The organism is Paraburkholderia gardini (assembly GCF_907164575.1).
Taxonomy (GTDB): domain Bacteria; phylum Pseudomonadota; class Gammaproteobacteria; order Burkholderiales; family Burkholderiaceae; genus Paraburkholderia; species Paraburkholderia gardini.
Map to the genome: position 1 here is coordinate 134476 of NZ_CAJQYY010000015.1, position 17346 is coordinate 151821.

Below are 17346 nucleotides of genomic sequence, written 5' to 3' on the forward strand. Positions count from 1 at the left end.
TCATGTGCGACAAGGCGCGACTTTCTCTGGTGATACGCATTGTGGCCGCATGGATGGCTCGCTACAATCTCGATACCCAACTAGCTGATATGTGAATTTCGCATAGGCAATGCAAAATGGACCTGAAGCAACTCGAAGCCTTCGTTCACGTCGCCGAGCTCGGCAGTTTTACGCGCGCGGCGATTACGCTCGACACCAACCAGCCTGCCTTGAGCCGGCTCGTACGACATCTGGAGGTCGAGTTGCGGCACACGCTGCTCGAACGCAACGGCCGCGGCGTGACGCTCACGCCGGCCGGTCAGCGGATGCTCGCGCATGCGAAGGGCATCCTGCAGCAGGTGCAGCGTGCCTCGCAGGATCTGGACGAGTTGCATGGCGCGTCGGGCGGCCATTTCGCCATTGGCATCACGCCGAGTTTTGCGAGGGTCGCCACGCATGATCTGGTGCGGGGTTTTCGCACTTCGTTTCCCGGCGCGACCATCTCGGTGGCGCAAGGCCTGTCGACCTATCTGGTCGAATGGCTGATGATGGGCCGTATCGACGTAGCAGTTCTGTACGACACGTTCGATACGCCGTTGATCGACAAGCGAACCATTTTCACTGAAGAACTGTTTCTGATCGGCCCGGACAGTGGCGACAGATTCACGGAGGCAGACCACGAGCCCATCACGACGATCGCGCTGCGGGAGATCGCGCGCTACCCGCTCGTCATCCCCGGCCGTATGCATGCGATCAGACGGATGGTCGAGGCGGCTGCCGCGGAGCAAGGCGTACGGTTGCGGATCGAACTGGAGGTCGACGCAGTGACCTCGATTCTCGACCTCGTCAACGAGGGCATCGGCTACGCGGTGCTGTCACTTAACGCGACCACCAGTGACGTACTCAAGCGCCGCTTCCAGGTGACCCGCATTACCGAGCCGACGCTCTTCAGCCGTCTTGCGATCGCGACCAGCAGCAAACACACGCTGTCACAACTGGCAATCCAGGCGATCGCAATGCTCGAATCCAGAATATTGCCGCTCTACGGCAATGGGCAGGCTCCGGCGAAAACTGGATGAGAGCCTTCGCCGATGAAAGGACCTGCTCCCCGCGAACCCGTTTGTCGCGCCCACTTGGGGTGGTCTCCCCGATGACAACTTTATTTTGCGCGACGCCTACGGCTCTCCCTATCAAAACCGGAATCCGATGAATTACTCAACATTGTAAATAGGAATTGTTATCATTTAAAATCAATCCATCGAATCAACCAACCGATGCCACGAATGACAGACTTCACGCGTTCTTCCACGCTCAGCCTGCGCCGCTCGCCGAACGCCATGCTGACCAGCCGCCCGAAGCCCGCCATGCCGGGGCGCGACCTCGACGGTGACCGGAGTCGCAGCCGGAGCGAAGGTCCGGACCAGAGCGCGCCGGAGTCAGCCGGGCGCAGCGTATCGAGTGAGTCGTTATTGCAGGGGCGCAGCCACGTCAGCATCATGCATAACGGCGAAACGTATCAGCTTCGGGCCACGCGGCTCGGCAAGCTGATCCTGACGAAGTAAGCAGCAAACCAGATTCAGTACGTACCGGGTATTGTGGGGACCACCTCTCCGGGAGGTGTTGGGCAGTAGCCAGCCATCGACGGCTTGCACGCGAGATCTAGACCCCTTCGTGCAGACACCAGGCCAGCCGTCGCAGCCAGCCAGGCCGCTTTTTTGGTTCTCACCGCAGTGCGGGCGCAAAGTACGCAACACGCGCATCGCGACTGATTGAAACGCAACGCAAAAGCCGTGTGGATGAAATCATCCACACGGCTTTTTCTTCTGGCTGCTGCGAGTGCGTTTCGCTGTCTACGGCTATCGATCCGGCACGGCGGATGCCATGAAAAGGCAGATCAACCGGTCAGTCCGAGCGCCGCGATGCCCGCACGCGCGATCGCGGCATCCTGTTCCGACTTCACGCCCGAGACGCCAATCGAGCCCACCACTTCGCCGTCGACCACGATCGGCACGCCGCCCTCCACCATCGAGACAAGCGGTGCGCTCAGGAACGCCGTGCGGCCCTGCTTGATGATCTCTTCGTAGACTTTCGTTTCGCGCCGGCCGAGCACCGAGGTGCGGCCCTTGCCGATCGCCATGTCGACCGTGCTGGGTGCGGTGTTGTCGCCGCGATGCAGATAGAGCAGATGACCGCCATCGTCGAAAATCGCGACGGTCACGTTCCACTGATTCGCCGCCGCGTGCGCTTCGGCGGCGGCGGCCATTTTCCTGACGTCTTCGTCGGTTAATGCGGGTTTGGTTCTCACGATCTGACCTCGGTTCTGGACTGTAAATGCCGTCAGCGCGTCCAGCCCCAGAACATCAGCCACCACGCACTGTCGACGACCGCTAGCGCGGCCATGAACCATACCATCGCAAGGCTGCGCTGGAAAAGCCGCGCGCTATAGCGGCGCGTGACGAGCCACGCGAGCCACGCACTCCAGACGTTGGCGATGACGAGAATCCCGATCCGCACATCCGACGCCCACCACAGCGGTACGTGTTCCGCGCGCAGCAATGACAGCGTGGTGGCCGACAGGCCAAGGAAGACGCCCGTGCCGGCGATCGGAATGAGCCCCTGCGCGAAGTGATGCAGGCGCACCCAGCTAAAACGGCCGAGCACGCGCGTGCCGACCATCAGGAGCGCCAGCAGCACGGTGCCGTACACCATGCCCGTGGCCACGATGTAGCCGATCACCATCGAGCCGTCGAGCCACGAGAACACGTCGTTCTGTTCCGGGTAGTGCGTGAAGAGGAACCACGGCGCGTTGGTTGCGAGCGGCCACGTGATGTCGTGATCGACGAGCCACGTCGCGAAGAACATTTTCAGATCGACGAACCACGGCGAGCCGGTCCAGTGGAACGCGCCGATCGCAATGCCGAGCAGGCCGTACAGGATGAGCGCGGTGTCCCACGCGCTCGCCTGTTTGTCGCCGAGATCGACCACCTCGCTCGAGGGTGAACGCCACGTGAGCGCGATCGCGTCGCGGTGTCCGCTGCAACGGCCGCACATGTGGCACGCCGCGGCACCCTTCATGTTGCGCAATGGCAGAAGCGGCGCGCAGTTGATCGGGACCACACGATGACCGTGCTCGCCTTCCTTGTACGAACGGCGCCACGCTTCTTCATCGACCTTGAAGTGAAACGGCGCGAGCCGCGCCAGAAGTGCAAAAACCCCGTTGACGGGGCAGAGATATTTACACCAGACGCGTTTTTCGCGCCCGTATAGCAACCCGATGATCATGGCCGCGAACGTCGAGCCGCCGAGCACCAGCAGCACAGCCTTCGGATACTGGTAGACGCTGACCATCTGGCCGTAGATCGTCGTGATCCCGAAGGCGACGAACGGCCAGCCGCCCCATCGCATCCAGCGTGGGATCGCCCGGCCGCGTCCGTATTTGCTGGCGAATTCGGCGAGCGCGCCTTCGGGGCACAACACGCCGCACCACACACGACCGAGCATCACCATCGAAAGCAGCACGAACGGCCACCAGATACCCCAGAACACGAACTGCGCGGCAAGCGTCAGGTTGTTCCACAGATGCGCCGTATCATCGGGCAGCGGCATCACGGCCGGCACCATAATCAGGAACGCATAGACCGCAACGACGACCCACTGGACGCCGCGGATCGCAGCGCCGTGGCGCTGCATCCACTGGCCGGCCTGCGCAAGCCGGCCGGAACGGCCCGTGGATACCAGGCTGCTCATGCCGCGCGTCCCGCCTGCCGTTGCACCGGGCCGCGACTCGCGCGGCGCACCAGCAGCCAGACGACCGCCCAGTAAACCGCATAAGCCACGAGATTCATCAACGCCGGATGGGCGCGATAGCCGGTAAGCGTCGCGACGAGCGAGCCGAACGTGCTCGAATCGTCGAGTATCGCGGACGTGTTCCACACCTGGTCGACGAGCGTCGGCAGGATTTCCTTGTCGATTAGCTTGTCGACGCCCGTCTGGAACAGACCCGCACCGAGAAACAGCAGCATGATTTCCGTTACGCGAAAAAAGAGTCGCCACGAGAAGATCTTGCCGCCGAGCTGAAGCAGATAAAACGTGAGGAACGCCAGCGCGAGGCCGATCGCGACCGCCAGATACTGGCTCGCATCGACGTGCCCCGACTGACCGAACCCAAGGCCGTAAAGGAAAATGACCGTCTCGCTGCCTTCACGCGCGATCGCCAGCGCGACCAGCACCGCCACACCCCACCAGTTCGCGTCCTGGGTGCTTTTTTCCAGCGACTTTTCCATGTCGCGCTTGAGCGTGCGGCCATGCTGCTTCATCCACAGCACCATCTGCACGATCAGCACGCAGGCGACCAGCACCATCGCCGTCTGGAAATAATCCTGCGCGTCACCCGACAGCACTTCCGTGAAACCGACGAGCGCCGCGCCGAGCGCCACCGCCGCGAGCACGCCTGCCGCGACACCCGCCCACAGATAGGGCAGCCCGCGCCGCGCGCTTTCATCACCGTTTTTCAGCCACGCGTACAGGATGCCGACGACCAGCAGCGCCTCGACACTTTCCCGCCATACGATGAACAACACCTGACCCATCGAAATTTCTCCCGCTCGTTTGCGCATGCCACGGGCCGCTACACTGCCCCGCCGCCGCCCCGCATCGAAGCATGTTTACTTCGCGACGATGACGCCTTGCGCTTCCTGGTGAAAATCGTCGAAAAACTTGTATTCGCCCGGCGACAGCGGCGCAATCACAACGAACGAATCGGCGCCCGGCGCGAGCACCTTTTCCTTGCGCAACTGCACGCTTTCGAATTCCGCCGCGCCCTTGCCCACGTTGCGCACTTCAATCTTGATACGCTGACCCGCAGGCACTTCGATGCGCGCGGGATTCAGCTTGCCGTCGTTCATTTCGAGCTTGAACGTCGGCAGATCCACGGCATGCGCCACGCCGACGAGCGACGTTGTCATGGCCAGGATCGCGATTTTCCTGTTGATTCTCATTAAGTCTTCCCTGCGCTGTCCCGCACCTTGCCGGGCGCCGGAAGACCTGGCTGCGTGTCTTCAGGGCCTTCGACGCCTGCGTTAGCCTTCATGACAGATGCGGCTCATGGCCGCGTCTGTCACGCCGGGCGATCCGCGGCCGGTCAGTAGCCGCCCTTCTTGCCGATGCCGGCGAACGTGAAGTCGTACTCGATCGAGAACGGCTTGAACCACGGACCCACGCCGGTTTCCTTGTCGACGTGACGGCCGAACGACATATGGCCCATCTGCATCGGCGGTTCGACGATCAGCTTCAGGTGATACTTGCCCGGACCGAACATCTTGACGTTGTCACCGTAGTGCGGGCCGTCGCTGGCGACCATCGGCATCATGTCGCCCTTCACCGACTGGTTCGAACCCACTTTCGACAGTTCGTACTTCACTTGCAGATACGGCATCCAGTCGCCTTCGGCGAAACCGGTCGGGTTGTTCTTGACGGCGTGGATGTCCGCCTCGAGGTGAACGTCGGAATCCGAGGCTTTGCGCATCATGCCTTCCGGTTCCATCGTGATCGGCTGCAGATAGACCGCGCCAATTTCCATGCCGCCTTCGATGTGCTGCTTGCCGATCGGATACTCGGCAGCCGACACCGACAAGGCGGCCAGCGCCGCCACGACCGCGGCGGCGCCGCGCGCGAATGAAGAAATCCGCATTGAAACTCCTTTGTTTTTATGAACTGAAGTGAATAAAGACGCAAAAAGACTTGCTGGCGAGGTTCCGCGTGCTGTCCCGCGATCATTCCTGCAATGCCAATCAGGAACGTTAATGCGAACCATTCTCAATACATGCGGAGTTTATCATCCTTCGATGTGAAGGACAAATTTCAGCGCGCCTAAAAGCCTTATCCGCGCAGGGCTTTAGAACACCTGGATGAGACGCGCGGGGATGCGCCGGCGAGCGCCGCGGTCGTCGAAGGGATAGATGGTCATGCCGGGTAGTCCGGCTCGCGTGCTGTGCGGCATGAAGCCCCATAGCCGCGGCGGACCCGGCAGGCACCGGCGGCGTACTTCAGTACTTCAGTACTTCAGTCGGTGCCCGTCAGATGATCGCCGACGTTCGCGCCGAACACACGCTGACGCAGGAGCGCGAGCTGGTCGCGCGCCTGGGCGGCCTTTTCGAATTCGAGATTCTTCGCGTGCTCCATCATCTGCTTCTCGATTCGCCGGATTTCCTTCGACAGCTGCTTCTCGGACATGTCCTCGAACTTCGCGCGCGCCTGCTCTTCCTTCAGTTCGGCGCGCGCTTCGTCGACGTTGTAGACGCCGTCGATGATGTCCTTGATCCGCTTCACGACGCCGCGCGGCACGATGCCCATCTTCTCGTTGAAGGCGATCTGCTTCGCGCGCCGCCGCTCCGTTTCGCCGATCGCACGCTTCATCGAATCGGTGACGCGGTCCGCGTACAGGATCGCCTTGCCGTTCACGTTACGCGCGGCCCGGCCGATCGTCTGGATCAGCGAGCGCTCGGCGCGCAGGAAGCCTTCCTTGTCGGCATCCAGAATCGCCACGAGCGACACTTCCGGAATGTCCAGCCCCTCGCGCAGCAGGTTGATCCCGACCAGCACGTCGAACGTGCCCAGCCGCAGATCGCGGATGATTTCGACGCGCTCGACCGTATCGATATCGCTATGCAGATAGCGCACCTTCACGCCGTGGTCCGCCAGGAATTCGGTGAGCTGCTCTGCCATGCGCTTGGTCAGCACCGTGACGAGCACACGGTCGCCCGCCTTCACGCGCTCGTTGATCTCGCCGAGCACGTCGTCGACCTGGCTGGTGGCGGGCCGCACCTCGATCGCCGGATCGACGAGGCCCGTCGGGCGTACCAGCTGCTCGGCGACCTGCCCTGCCGTCCTGTTCTCGTAATCGGCCGGCGTCGCCGACACGAACACGACCTGACGCATCTTGCGTTCGAACTCGTTGAATTTGAGCGGCCGGTTGTCCAGCGCCGAAGGCAGCCGGAAACCGTAGTCGACGAGATTCTCCTTGCGCGCGCGGTCGCCGTTGTACATGCCGTTCAACTGGCCGATCAGCACATGCGATTCGTCGAGCAGCATCAGCGCATCGGGCGGCAGGTAGTCGACGAGTGTCGGCGGCGGCTCGCCGGGCGCCGCGCCCGAAAAGTGCCGCGAGTAGTTCTCGATGCCCTTGCAGAAACCGAGCTCCTGCAGCATTTCCAGGTCGAAACGCGTGCGCTGTTCGAGCCGCTGCGCCTCGACGAGCTTGCCGTCCTTGTAGAAAAACTCGAGCCGGTCGCGCAGTTCGGTCTTGATCGTTTCGACCGCGCGCATCACGGTTTCACGCGGCGTCACGTAATGCGACGACGGATAGACCGTGAAACGCAGGATTTTCTGCTTCACCCGGCCTGTCAACGGATCGAAAAGCTGCAGCGTGTCGACCTCGTCGTCGAAGAGTTCGACGCGCACGGCCATCTCGGCGTGCTCGGCCGGGAAGATATCGATCGTGTCGCCGCGCACGCGGAACGAGCCGCGCTGGAAATCGGCTTCGTTGCGGGTGTACTGCATCGCGATCAGGCGCGCGATGACGTCGCGCTGGCCGAGCTTGTCGCCCGTGCGCAGCGTCAGGATCATCTTGTGATATTCGGACGGATTGCCGATACCGTAGATCGCCGACACCGTCCCGACGATCACCACGTCGCGCCGCTCCATCAGGCTCTTGGTTGCCGACAGACGCATCTGCTCGATGTGCTCGTTGATCGACGAATCTTTCTCGATGAACAGGTCGCGCTGCGGAACGTACGCTTCCGGCTGGTAATAGTCGTAATACGAGACGAAATACTCGACCGCGTTGCGTGGAAAAAACTCGCGAAACTCCGAATAGAGCTGCGCCGCGAGCGTCTTGTTCGGCGCGAAGACAATGGCTGGGCGACCAAGACGCGCGATCATGTTCGCCATCGTGAACGTCTTGCCCGAGCCGGTGACGCCGAGCAGCGTCTGGAACGACAGGCCGTCGTTGACACCTTCGACGAGCGTCTCGATCGCGGTCGGCTGGTCGCCGGCGGGCGGGAATGGCTGGTAAAGCTGGAACGGAGAGCCCTCGAACGTGATGAATTTCGATTCGTCGAGGGTGTTATCGACTTCGCGCAGATGGTGTTCGGACATGGGAGCGGCATCCTCAGCCGGAAGCAAAGGACTATTTTAGCCTCTTGTCGATTCGCGGACCGGGTGTGGGTTTGGAACGGCCGCGGGCTGAGTGGGCGGCGGCGCGGGTTCTGGTTCTCCCTTTCCGGTGCCGCATGGACGCAAAAGGATCGCAACGGGAACGGTCTGCGAGGCCCATCCTGGCGGTCTTCCCGGTGTGTTCCGGTGATCGCGGCGCGGTCTGCAAACGCACCGCCGACGGCAAAAATGCAGTCAAAACCCGCACTACGGGCCGAAAAGCGGCCTGGGATTCGCTACAATGGCAAGTTGCGCGCCCGCCGCCTCTGCGCCTTTGTCCGCGATGTCTCTCCGACCGGCCAGGCTGGAAGCCCGCCCCTCCTTTCACTACTGCCGAACCATCATGTCTCTTTTTTCTGCTGTCGAACTTGCTCCCCGCGACCCGATTCTGGGCCTGAACGAAGCCTTCAACGCCGACACCCGTACTACCAAGGTGAACCTGGGCGTGGGCGTCTACACGAACGAAGAAGGCAAGATTCCGCTGCTGCGCGCGGTGCGCGACGCAGAAAAAGCGCGTATCGAAGCGGCGTTGCCGCGCGGCTACCTGCCGATCGAGGGCATTGCGGCCTATGACGCAGCCGTGCAAAAGCTGCTGCTCGGCAACGACTCGCCGCTGATCGCCGCGGGCCGCGTCGTGACCGCGCAGGCGCTGGGCGGCACGGGCGCACTGAAGATCGGCGCGGACTTCCTGAAGCGCGTGAACCCGAACGCGAAGGTTGCCATCAGCGACCCCAGCTGGGAAAACCATCGCGCGCTGTTCGAAGGCGCAGGTTTCGAAGTGGTCTCGTACCCGTACTACGACGCGGCAACACATGGCGTGAACTTCGAAGGGATGCTGTCGGCGTTGAACAGCTATGCTGCCGGCACGGTTGTGGTGCTGCACGCGTGCTGCCACAACCCGACCGGCGTGGACCTGACGTCCGCGCAGTGGCTGCAGATCGTCGAAGTGGTGAAGGCGCGCAACCTGGTGCCGTTCCTCGACATCGCCTATCAGGGTTTCGGCGACGACATCGAATCCGATGCAGCCGCCGTGCGTCTCTTCGCGCTGTCGGAAATGAACGTGTTCGTGTCGTCGTCGTTCTCGAAGTCGTTCTCGCTGTATGGCGAACGCGTCGGCGCGCTGTCGATCATCACGGCAAGCAAGGAAGAAGCCACCCGCGTGCTGTCGCAACTGAAGCGCGTGATCCGCACGAACTACTCGAACCCGCCGACGCACGGCGGTTCCGTCGTCGCGGCCGTGCTCGGCTCGCCGGAATTGCGCGCAACGTGGGAAGCTGAACTCGGCGAAATGCGCGACCGTATTCGCGCGATGCGTAACGGCCTCGTGGAGCGTCTGCAGGCGGTGGGCGTCGCACGCGATTTCAGCTTCGTGAACGCGCAACGCGGCATGTTCTCGTATTCGGGTCTGACGGCACCGCAAGTGGACCGTCTGCGCGAAGAATTCGGCATCTACGCCGTGAGCACCGGCCGCATCTGTGTCGCCGCGCTGAACACGCGCAATCTCGACGTCGTCGCGAACGCGGTTGCGCACGTGCTGAAGTAAGAGCGTCAGCCGATGCTGGCAGGCGGTATGGCAATGTGCAGACCGCTTCCGATGCTTTGATCAGTCTTGCTGATGTTTAAAAAAACGGTGCGCCATGAATTCATGGCGCACCGTTTTTTATGGCGTCGCCGTTACGTGCTTCGCCACGCGAAGGCCATCCGTCGACAATGCGCCGCGGGCAAGTTCATTGCGCGTCGCGATGAATATCGTGCGTGATGAACCCCGCATCGTTATCGGGCATCGCGAGCCAGCCGGGTTGCGCGAGCGACCGGCGAATATCGGCGAGGCCGCTTTCCCAGTGCTCTCGCATCGTCGACAGGCCGAACTGATAGTCCTTGTAGTGGCCTTCGTATTCCTTGTGCCGGTAGATCAGATGAACCACGTTGTAGCGCTTCGAGCACGACAGCTCTTCGGCAAGCTGGCACCAGGCGTCCTCCCGATGCTCGGGCGCGACGCGATCCAGCACTTCACGCAACACGTGACGAAACCGCTGCGAACGCTGAAGCATGTCGGTGACGAGACGCGTGCGGCTGGAATACTGGATGTCCTTCATGCGGCCCTGGACATCGGTAATGTTGTCGGGCACCGGCCCGCGCGCACTCCATAAATCGACCTGAAACGCGAGCGTGTCCTGGCGAGGCGTGGTCTGCACAACCTCGTGAAGCGGCGTGTTCGACATCAACCCGCCGTCCCAGTAATACTCACCATCGATCTCGACCGCGGCAAAACCCGGCGGCAACGCACCCGACGCAATGAAATGCTCGGGACGCAGTTTCGTATGCGTGTTGTCGAAGTACGCAAAATTGCCGGTACCAACGTTCACCGCGCCCACCGACACGCGCATCTCGCGCGCATTGATCCGGTCGAAATCGCAGAGCCGCTCGAGCGTCGCCTTCAGCGGCGTGGTGTCGTAGTAGCTCGCCTGCTGCGGCGCGCCTGAGATAGTGGGCATGGGCGGCGGAAAGCGTGGCACGAAAAAGCCTTTCTGCCCTTCCACCAGCGCACCGACTGCCTGCATGGCCGTGAACGCCTTGCGCACCGCATCCGTGGAGTTGAAGAACGCGTGCTCGACAAAGGCAGGTAGCGACGGCCCGAACGCCGGCCGGCAGATCGTCTCCCAGAACTCCAGAAGACGCGCCACGCGATTCTCCGGCGCGTTGCCGGCGATGATCGCGGTGTTCAGTGCGCCGATCGAAATGCCGGCCACCCAGTTCGGATGAATGCCGGCTTCGTCGAGCCCCTGATACACGCCAGCCTGATAGGCACCGAGGGCCCCGCCGCCCTGCAGCATCAAGGCAACCGTTTCGTACTGCGATAGCGAGATGCGCCGGCCGACGCGGGCGTCGGCGGCTGAACCCGCCTGGCCGCCGCCGACATCTTCCGCGGCGCCCGCGCGAGCCTGCTTCACATTGCGTTGCGCCATGCGAGGCTCCTTATTGCATGTACCAGCCGTGACTGACGATGAACGACTGGCCTGTCAGGGCGGCCGTCGGGAACGACGACAGGAACAGCACCGTTTGCGCGACATCTTCGACCGTGGTGAACACGCCATCGACCGTGCCGCCAAGCATCACGCGCTTGATCACGTCTTCTTCGCTGATGCCGAGTTCCTTTGCCTGCTCCGGAATCTGCCGGTCGACGAGCGGCGTGCGCACGAAGCCCGGACACACGACGTGCGAACGGACGTTGTGCTTCGCGCCTTCCTTGGCGAGCACGCGCGAGAGGCCGAGCAACGCATGCTTTGCCGCGACATACGCCGACTTCAGCGGCGAGGCTTCGTGCGAGTGCACCGAGCCCATGTAGATCACGATGCCGCCGCGGTCGTCCTTGTACATGTGCTTGAGCGCCGCCTTCGTGGTCAGGAACGCACCGTCGACGTGAATGGCCTGCATCTTCTTCCAGTCGGAGAACGAATAGTTCTCGATCGGATTGACGATCTGGATGCCGGCGTTCGAGACAAGAATATCGACCGAGCCCAGTTCAGCCGCGACCCTGTCGATACCCTGATTGACCGCGTCTTCGTTCGTGACGTCCATGGCCACACCGATCGCCTTGCCACCTGCCTTGTTGATTTCTTCGGCAACCGCGTCTGCGCCGGTCTGATTCAGGTCCGCAATGGCGATTGCCGCGCCAGCGGCCGACAACGTCAGGGCAATCTGCTTTCCGATGCCGCTCGCCGCGCCCGTGATGACCGCGACTTTCCCATTCAGAACCGTATTCGATGACGACATCCAGAACCTCCATGCAGTAGATGAGCAATGACACCATAGCGCGCAGGCGGCGGAAAGCTGGCCGAAAGGCATATACCGTTCGGCCGGATGCTGCACTGCGGCCAACTCCGCTATTGTGCATGAAGCACCCGGTTTCACGCACAAATGCAGATCGGTTTAAGCTGTGCAATTCTGGCGTCGCCCGGTTTCAGCGCGGGCCCGGCTTCTGTTGAACCACTCACGAAGGAGAAATGCATGAACTATCGACGACTCGGACGTTCCGGGCTGCAGGTCAGCGAACTGTCTATCGGCTCGTGGGTGACGTACGGCAATCAGGTCGATCACCGGGCCGCGCGGGAATCGCTGGCAGCCGCGCGGGACGCCGGGGTCAATTTTTTCGACAACGCCGAGGTGTATGCGGCCGGCCAGTCGGAAGAAATCATGGGGCAGGCGCTGAAAGAACTGGCGTGGCCGCGTGTGAGCTACGTGGTGTCGACGAAGTTCTTCTGGGGTCTGCAGGAAGCGCCGAATCAGTACCACACGCTCAATCGCAAATACCTGCTGAACGCCATCGACGCATCGCTGCAGCGGTTGCAGCTCGACTATGTCGATCTGGTGTTCTGCCATCGTCCGGATCCGAACACGCCGGTCGAGGAAACTGTCTGGGCGATGAGCGACATGATCACGCGCGGCAAGGCACTGTACTGGGGCACCTCCGAATGGAGCGCCGACGAGATTCGCGCGGCCTGGGAAATTGCGGAGCGGCACCATCTTCACAAACCTGTCATGGAACAGCCGCAATACAACCTGTTTCATCGCAAGCGTGTCGAGCAGGAATACGCGCGCCTGTACGAAGACATCGGTCTTGGCCTCACGACGTGGAGTCCGCTTGCTTCGGGCCTTCTGACCGGCAAGTATCGTTCCGGTGTGCCGTCGGACAGCCGGGCACAATTGCAGGGTTATGACTGGCTGCGCAAGCAGGTTACGGACGCGGGCAAGAACGGCATCGTCGGCAAGCTTGGTGGGGTCGCGGACGAACTCGGCTGCACGGTCGGCCAGCTTGCTATCGCGTGGATTCTCACTAATCCGAACGTGAGTACGGTGATCACCGGCGCATCGCGTGTCGAGCAGATTGCCGAGAACATGAAGGCGCGGGACGTTGTCGAAAAGATCACGCCTGAGGTGAAACAGAAGATCGAGGAGATTGTCGGCGACGCCGCTGAGTGAATGCATGATTGACGCGCGTCGGGTCGAAGCGCCGCGTGTGAAGATGTAGATGGCCGCAAGGCCGGAGGCAGCGCGGCGTCGCGTACAATACGCGGCTCGCGCATGCGCCATCAGTGACATTTGCGGCATCGGCGCCGCGTCAGGGCCGCTTATCCAGTTCGGCACATTCCGCGTTCGCTATTCGGGCATTCGCGCAGGCTGCGCCCAAGTCATCGTCGGCTCGCGCATTCTTTCCAGCACCCTTTCCAGTCCGGCTTCGCCATGCTCAGTTACCGTCACGCCTTTCACGCAGGCAATCACGCCGATGTCCTGAAACACGCCATCGTTATTCAGTTGCTGCGCTATCTTGCCCAGAAGGACAAAGCCTATTGGTATATCGATACGCATGCCGGCGCGGGGGTCTATTCGTTAAAGGAAGGCTACGCGACCAAAACGGGGGAATTCGAGAGCGGCATTGGCAAGCTGTGGGCGCGCAACGACCTGCCCCCGATGCTGGCGGACTATGTCGACGAAGTCTCGGCGTTGAACGCCGACGGTGAGTTGCGCTATTACCCCGGTTCGCCCTATCTCGCCTGGCGGCTGATGCGTGAGCAGGACCGCATGCGCCTCTTCGAACTGCACACCACCGAGATCGACGTGCTGCGTCATAACTTTCGCGACGCCGGCCGGCGCGCGATGCTGTATGCCGGCGATGGTTTCGATGGCATCAAGGCATTGCTGCCTCCGCCGCCGCGCCGCGCGCTCGTGCTGATCGATCCGTCCTATGAGGACAAACGCGACTACACGCGCACGCTCAAATGCGTCGAGGAAAGCCTGACCCGGTTTGCGACCGGCTCGTATGCCGTCTGGTATCCGCAGGTCACTCGTCTGGAATCACAGCGTTTTCCCGACCAGTTGAAGCGTCTGCAAGACAAAAACTGGCTTCACGTCTCACTGACGGTCAGCAATCCGCCTGTGGATGGTTTTGGACTCTTCGGAAGCGGGATGTTCATCCTGAATCCGCCTTACACACTGCCGGCGATGTTGAAGCAGGCCCTACCGTGGCTCGTCGATGCGCTCGGGCAGGACAAGGCGGCGCAGTTCGCAATCGAATATCGCGGCGATTGAGCCTCTAGCCGGGTACAAGGCCAGGGCGCACATGAGGCGAAGGCTTGAAGCCGCGAGCGCGCCCCACCACGTATCCGAACTACGAGCAGACCTGCTCCGTCCGGAAGCGAAGCGTGCGGCCCTATTGTGGCAGCACCGGATGCGGTTGTGGCATCGGGCGGGGCTGCGGACGGGGTTGTGGATGCGGATGGGCTGAACCGCCGCCGGTCTGCACATCGACATAAGGCGCGACGATGATCGGCATCGATGAATTCGTCGAGAGTTCGGCGGGTGTGGCCATCGGCTGCGCCTGCACGATCGGCGCGTGCGATAGTGGCGCGGTTTGCAGGACGGTCCCGCTATGGCCGTCGCTGATGCCGCGTTGAGTATCCAGAACGAGCGGTTGACCGCCCGAAGCGGCGAAGGCCGCCGATGTCACCAGCGACACGGCAACACCCAGGAACACGAAACGAATCGATTGGCGCAGGAGCATGGTCGGTTCTGACTGGTTTTAGTTAGTGTCGGGATGCCCACGGACCCGTCGGCACGCGGCAGAAAAACGCCTTACCTTACCGTGAGCGCATCGTTCCGGCTAGTCGATCGTGACGACGGCGTACGCCTGCCCTGCTCCAGATGCGACAAAGCCCCGACGATACAGGGCTTTTTTCGTACTACATCAGCCGCACGGAGCGGCTGCAACAGGCCAGACGCTTACAACGAGTAGCCGTTGGTTTCGAGCGAACGGATACGTTGCTCGAGCTGAACGATATCCGACGACGAAGCCAGGAAGGCTTCACGACGGTCGCGTTCCGCAGTTTCGAACCAGTTGCTTAGCGTTTCGACGATGTATGCAAACATGATGTTTCTCCAAGGATCAGATTGAGTCCCTGGTGAAAGTTAACATCAGGGATTTCCCTTAAAAGGGTTAACCCGCATTATAGCCTTCTGGTGCAACCTTGCTAGTGAAATGGTCGAATACTGTGCATTCCGTTTTGGAATGGTGCACGCTTTTTCGATGATAATGAGAGGATTACCATCGCGCAGCCAGATATCTCCGCCATTTATGCGCCGACATTGTGCAAACTTCGAAAGTTGATAGCAACAGACCGTCAAACGGTTGTCGCAACCTTATTGCCCGGCATGACAATGCGCCGCTGATGTCGGCTCGGGGTCGGCCAGACGTTCGATGATCGGGCAATCCGGGCGGTCGTCTCCGTGGCAGTGCGCGGCCAGATGCGCCAACGTATTGCGCATGTCGGTCAACTCTTCGATGCGCCGGTCGAGATCCGCGACGTGTTCGAGCGCGATCGACTTCACTTCGGCGCTCGCGCGCGAGCGGTCGTGCCACAGCGCCAGTAACCGGCGGATGTCCTCCACCAGAAATCCCAGCCGCCGTGCCTGGCGGATAAACCGCAGCGAATGCACTTCCCCCTCGCCGTACACGCGGTAACCAGCGGTCGTGCGTGCTTTTGCGCTCAGCAAACCCACGCTCTCGTAATAACGGATCATCTTCGCCGTGACGCCAGACGCCTTCGACGCTTCACCGATATTCATATGCACCTCCGAAAATCTGATTCGATGCTACACCTTCCTACCGTGGGAAGCTCTACCATCGAATACATGCTCACACGGCAGGCATAATTCAGATCGTTCAATTGCTGCATCGCCAAAAGGAAACAGATTCATGTTGGAATTCAAGGTAGAAGGCATGAGCTGCCAGCATTGCGTTGCAGCCGTCACCCAGGCAATCCGCGAGCAGGACGCGTCGGCGCAGGTCAAGGTCGATCTGGCAGCCGGACAGGTATTGGTCGAGTCGAAGCAGCCGGCGGATGTGCTGCGGGCCGCGATCGACGAAGCCGGTTATACGGTCGTCGGCGCGCCGGTCAGCGGCGCCTGAGAGGCAACGCATGTTCAAGGTTGCCGTTGTCGGCGCATCCGGGTTGCTCGGCCGGGCGATTGCCGGAGAACTCGGTCAGCAGGCCAGCTGGCAGGTCGTTCCGACGGCCTTCCGGCGCGCGGACTCGCACATGACCGTGCTCGACGCCCGCGATCCGCAGGCCGTCGACGCGTTCATCGCGCGCGAAAAACCCGATGCGCTGGTCATCGCGGCCGCTGAGCGGCGGCCGGATATCTGCGAAAACGATCCTGCGCTCGCCCGCGCGCTGAATGTCGACGCGGTGCGCGCGCTCGCCTCGGCTGCCAGCCGGCATCGCACCTGGGTGCTTTCGATCTCCACCGATTACGTGTTCAACGGTAGCCGGCCGCCCTACCGGCACGACGATCCACCCACGCCGCTCAACGCCTACGGGCGCAGCAAGCTGGACGGTGAGCGGGCGCTGCTCGAGACGGCGGAGCGCGGTTGCGTGTTGCGTCTGCCGTTGCTGTACGGGCCAATCGTCGACTGGCAGGAATCGGCGGTGACGAGCCTTGTGCCTGCCATCGCCGCGTCGGTGCGAGGCGCGGCTGGTGCAACGCCCGCGATCATGGATGCCTGGGCAATCCGCTATCCGACGTTCACGCCCGATGTCGCGGTTGTCATCCGGCAGATGCTGGAATGCCACATGCATGGCGAGACAGTGAACGGCATCGTCCAGTGGTCCGGCGATGAGCCGATGACGAAGTACGACATCGCGCGCCATCTGGCCGGCGCGTTGCGGCTCGACGCGCAATTCAAGCCCCAACATACGCCGACCGACGCGACGCCGCGCCCGCATAACTGCCATCTGGACGCCGGCCGGCTCGAAGCGCTGGGCATCGGTCGCCGGACGCCGTTCGACGAAGCCATTCTTCAGGTGCTGACGATGTTCCCCTGGGTGGGTTGAGGCACCCACAACCGCATGACGCCTGGCGCGTAACGACCGGTGGTGTAGCGGAGCGCCCCGTCAGTGAAAATTCCCGCTCACGGAAAGCAGATTGCCCAGCAGATGAGACATGTCCAGCAGCGTGTGCGCCACCAGATGGTGCGTCTGTCGCGGCGTTATCTGGGGCGGGAGGGTGAACTGAGAGAGGATGGCCCGCCCTGACGGGGCGGGGATTGCGGGCGGGTAAAAGCCATCGGGATCAGCCCTCGAGACAGGCGAATGGCGGTGT

Annotated in this window: 18 protein-coding genes and 1 pseudogene; 7 read left to right on the forward strand and 12 right to left on the reverse strand. The window is 61.9% G+C overall.

Features of this window, described 5'->3' with window-relative positions:
- Positions 1–116: 116 nt before the first annotated feature.
- Together LPA34_RS14485 and hemP are read left to right on the forward strand one after the other, a co-directional pair.
- Positions 117–1058 (forward strand): LysR family transcriptional regulator, encoded by a 942-nt coding sequence (locus LPA34_RS14485; RefSeq protein WP_228979215.1) that lies wholly within the window; start codon positions 117–119, stop codon positions 1056–1058.
- A 204-nt stretch (positions 1059–1262) separates the two neighbouring features.
- On the forward strand, positions 1263–1541 hold the full coding sequence (gene hemP / locus LPA34_RS14490; protein ID WP_228979217.1) for a hemin uptake protein HemP: 279 nt from the start codon (positions 1263–1265) through the stop codon (positions 1539–1541).
- 332 nt (positions 1542–1873) lie between these two features.
- Here the strand turns inward: hemP and LPA34_RS14495 are convergent, their stop codons facing one another.
- The 6 genes from LPA34_RS14495 to uvrB form a co-directional block, all read right to left on the reverse strand.
- Positions 1874–2284 (reverse strand): GlcG/HbpS family heme-binding protein, encoded by a 411-nt coding sequence (locus tag LPA34_RS14495; RefSeq protein WP_228979220.1) that lies wholly within the window; start codon positions 2282–2284, stop codon positions 1874–1876.
- 32 nt (positions 2285–2316) lie between these two features.
- Positions 2317–3726 (reverse strand): 4Fe-4S binding protein, encoded by a 1410-nt coding sequence (locus tag LPA34_RS14500; RefSeq protein ID WP_228979222.1) that lies wholly within the window; start codon positions 3724–3726, stop codon positions 2317–2319.
- A complete protein-coding gene (locus LPA34_RS14505; protein WP_228979225.1) occupies positions 3723–4568 on the reverse strand; it encodes an FTR1 family iron permease in 846 nt (281 codons plus the stop codon). Before LPA34_RS14505 ends, LPA34_RS14500 begins: the two co-directional genes overlap by 4 nt.
- Positions 4569–4643: 75 nt before the next feature.
- Positions 4644–4976 (reverse strand): cupredoxin domain-containing protein, encoded by a 333-nt coding sequence (locus tag LPA34_RS14510; protein WP_228979227.1) that lies wholly within the window; start codon positions 4974–4976, stop codon positions 4644–4646.
- 143 nt (positions 4977–5119) lie between these two features.
- Positions 5120–5668: an iron transporter gene (locus tag LPA34_RS14515; protein ID WP_228979228.1), complete on the reverse strand. Its 549-nt coding sequence runs from the start codon at positions 5666–5668 to the stop codon at positions 5120–5122.
- A gap of 371 nt (positions 5669–6039) precedes the next feature.
- Positions 6040–8133, reverse strand: a complete 2094-nt coding sequence (gene uvrB, locus LPA34_RS14520) for an excinuclease ABC subunit UvrB (RefSeq protein WP_228979230.1) — start codon at positions 8131–8133, stop codon at positions 6040–6042.
- A 400-nt stretch (positions 8134–8533) separates the two neighbouring features.
- Here uvrB and LPA34_RS14525 point away from each other — a divergent pair, with 400 nt between their 5' ends.
- Entirely contained in the window at positions 8534–9733 is a 1200-nt protein-coding gene (locus LPA34_RS14525; protein WP_228979233.1) for an amino acid aminotransferase, read from the forward strand.
- Between the two features lie 184 nt (positions 9734–9917).
- Here LPA34_RS14525 and LPA34_RS14530 read toward each other — a convergent pair whose 3' ends face one another.
- Positions 9918–11156, reverse strand: coding sequence for a DUF3734 domain-containing protein (locus LPA34_RS14530; RefSeq protein WP_228979235.1), 1239 nt, complete (start codon positions 11154–11156; stop codon positions 9918–9920).
- Positions 11157–11166: 10 nt separating this feature from the next.
- Entirely contained in the window at positions 11167–11964 is a 798-nt protein-coding gene (locus LPA34_RS14535; RefSeq protein ID WP_228979237.1) for a 3-hydroxybutyrate dehydrogenase, read from the reverse strand.
- Between the two features lie 234 nt (positions 11965–12198).
- Here LPA34_RS14535 and LPA34_RS14540 point away from each other — a divergent pair, with 234 nt between their 5' ends.
- Both LPA34_RS14540 and LPA34_RS14545 read left to right on the forward strand, forming a co-directional pair.
- Positions 12199–13170, forward strand: coding sequence for a potassium channel beta subunit family protein (locus LPA34_RS14540; protein ID WP_228979238.1), 972 nt, complete (start codon positions 12199–12201; stop codon positions 13168–13170).
- A gap of 261 nt (positions 13171–13431) precedes the next feature.
- Entirely contained in the window at positions 13432–14277 is an 846-nt protein-coding gene (locus tag LPA34_RS14545; protein ID WP_228979240.1) for a 23S rRNA (adenine(2030)-N(6))-methyltransferase RlmJ, read from the forward strand.
- A 121-nt stretch (positions 14278–14398) separates the two neighbouring features.
- Here LPA34_RS14545 and LPA34_RS14550 read toward each other — a convergent pair whose 3' ends face one another.
- The 3 genes from LPA34_RS14550 to cueR form a co-directional block, all read right to left on the reverse strand.
- A complete protein-coding gene (locus LPA34_RS14550) occupies positions 14399–14749 on the reverse strand; it encodes a hypothetical protein (protein WP_228979242.1) in 351 nt (116 codons plus the stop codon).
- 218 nt (positions 14750–14967) lie between these two features.
- Positions 14968–15114, reverse strand: a complete 147-nt coding sequence (locus LPA34_RS14555; RefSeq protein ID WP_090538338.1) for a DUF3563 family protein — start codon at positions 15112–15114, stop codon at positions 14968–14970.
- Positions 15115–15384: 270 nt separating this feature from the next.
- Positions 15385–15810, reverse strand: a complete 426-nt coding sequence (gene cueR, locus LPA34_RS14560) for a Cu(I)-responsive transcriptional regulator (protein ID WP_228979244.1) — start codon at positions 15808–15810, stop codon at positions 15385–15387.
- A 130-nt stretch (positions 15811–15940) separates the two neighbouring features.
- Here cueR and LPA34_RS14565 point away from each other — a divergent pair, with 130 nt between their 5' ends.
- A complete protein-coding gene (locus tag LPA34_RS14565; RefSeq protein ID WP_228979246.1) occupies positions 15941–16153 on the forward strand; it encodes a heavy-metal-associated domain-containing protein in 213 nt (70 codons plus the stop codon).
- A 10-nt stretch (positions 16154–16163) separates the two neighbouring features.
- The gene (locus tag LPA34_RS14570) at positions 16164–17078 is read left to right on the forward strand and encodes a dTDP-4-dehydrorhamnose reductase family protein (protein WP_228979248.1); all 915 of its coding nucleotides are present in this window, start codon (positions 16164–16166) and stop codon (positions 17076–17078) included.
- 60 nt (positions 17079–17138) lie between these two features.
- Here the strand turns inward: LPA34_RS14570 and LPA34_RS14575 are convergent.
- Positions 17139–17346 (reverse strand): annotated as a pseudogene (locus tag LPA34_RS14575) (hypothetical protein); the annotation flags it as partial.

Coding starts and splice junctions, on each gene's coding strand:
- uvrB (WP_228979230.1), bottom strand. CDS start 8,133: ATGTCCGAACACCATCTGCGCGAAGTCGATAACACCCTCGACGAATCG.
- LPA34_RS14525 (WP_228979233.1), top strand. CDS start 8,534: ATGTCTCTTTTTTCTGCTGTCGAACTTGCTCCCCGCGACCCGATTCTG.
- LPA34_RS14550 (WP_228979242.1), bottom strand. CDS start 14,749: ATGCTCCTGCGCCAATCGATTCGTTTCGTGTTCCTGGGTGTTGCCGTG.
- LPA34_RS14515 (WP_228979228.1), bottom strand. CDS start 5,668: ATGCGGATTTCTTCATTCGCGCGCGGCGCCGCCGCGGTCGTGGCGGCG.
- LPA34_RS14505 (WP_228979225.1), bottom strand. CDS start 4,568: ATGGGTCAGGTGTTGTTCATCGTATGGCGGGAAAGTGTCGAGGCGCTG.
- LPA34_RS14565 (WP_228979246.1), top strand. CDS start 15,941: ATGTTGGAATTCAAGGTAGAAGGCATGAGCTGCCAGCATTGCGTTGCA.
- LPA34_RS14545 (WP_228979240.1), top strand. CDS start 13,432: ATGCTCAGTTACCGTCACGCCTTTCACGCAGGCAATCACGCCGATGTC.
- cueR (WP_228979244.1), bottom strand. CDS start 15,810: ATGAATATCGGTGAAGCGTCGAAGGCGTCTGGCGTCACGGCGAAGATG.
- LPA34_RS14570 (WP_228979248.1), top strand. CDS start 16,164: ATGTTCAAGGTTGCCGTTGTCGGCGCATCCGGGTTGCTCGGCCGGGCG.
- LPA34_RS14540 (WP_228979238.1), top strand. CDS start 12,199: ATGAACTATCGACGACTCGGACGTTCCGGGCTGCAGGTCAGCGAACTG.
- LPA34_RS14535 (WP_228979237.1), bottom strand. CDS start 11,964: ATGTCGTCATCGAATACGGTTCTGAATGGGAAAGTCGCGGTCATCACG.
- LPA34_RS14485 (WP_228979215.1), top strand. CDS start 117: ATGGACCTGAAGCAACTCGAAGCCTTCGTTCACGTCGCCGAGCTCGGC.
- LPA34_RS14500 (WP_228979222.1), bottom strand. CDS start 3,726: ATGAGCAGCCTGGTATCCACGGGCCGTTCCGGCCGGCTTGCGCAGGCC.
- hemP (WP_228979217.1), top strand. CDS start 1,263: ATGACAGACTTCACGCGTTCTTCCACGCTCAGCCTGCGCCGCTCGCCG.
- LPA34_RS14510 (WP_228979227.1), bottom strand. CDS start 4,976: ATGAGAATCAACAGGAAAATCGCGATCCTGGCCATGACAACGTCGCTC.
- LPA34_RS14555 (WP_090538338.1), bottom strand. CDS start 15,114: ATGTTTGCATACATCGTCGAAACGCTAAGCAACTGGTTCGAAACTGCG.
- LPA34_RS14530 (WP_228979235.1), bottom strand. CDS start 11,156: ATGGCGCAACGCAATGTGAAGCAGGCTCGCGCGGGCGCCGCGGAAGAT.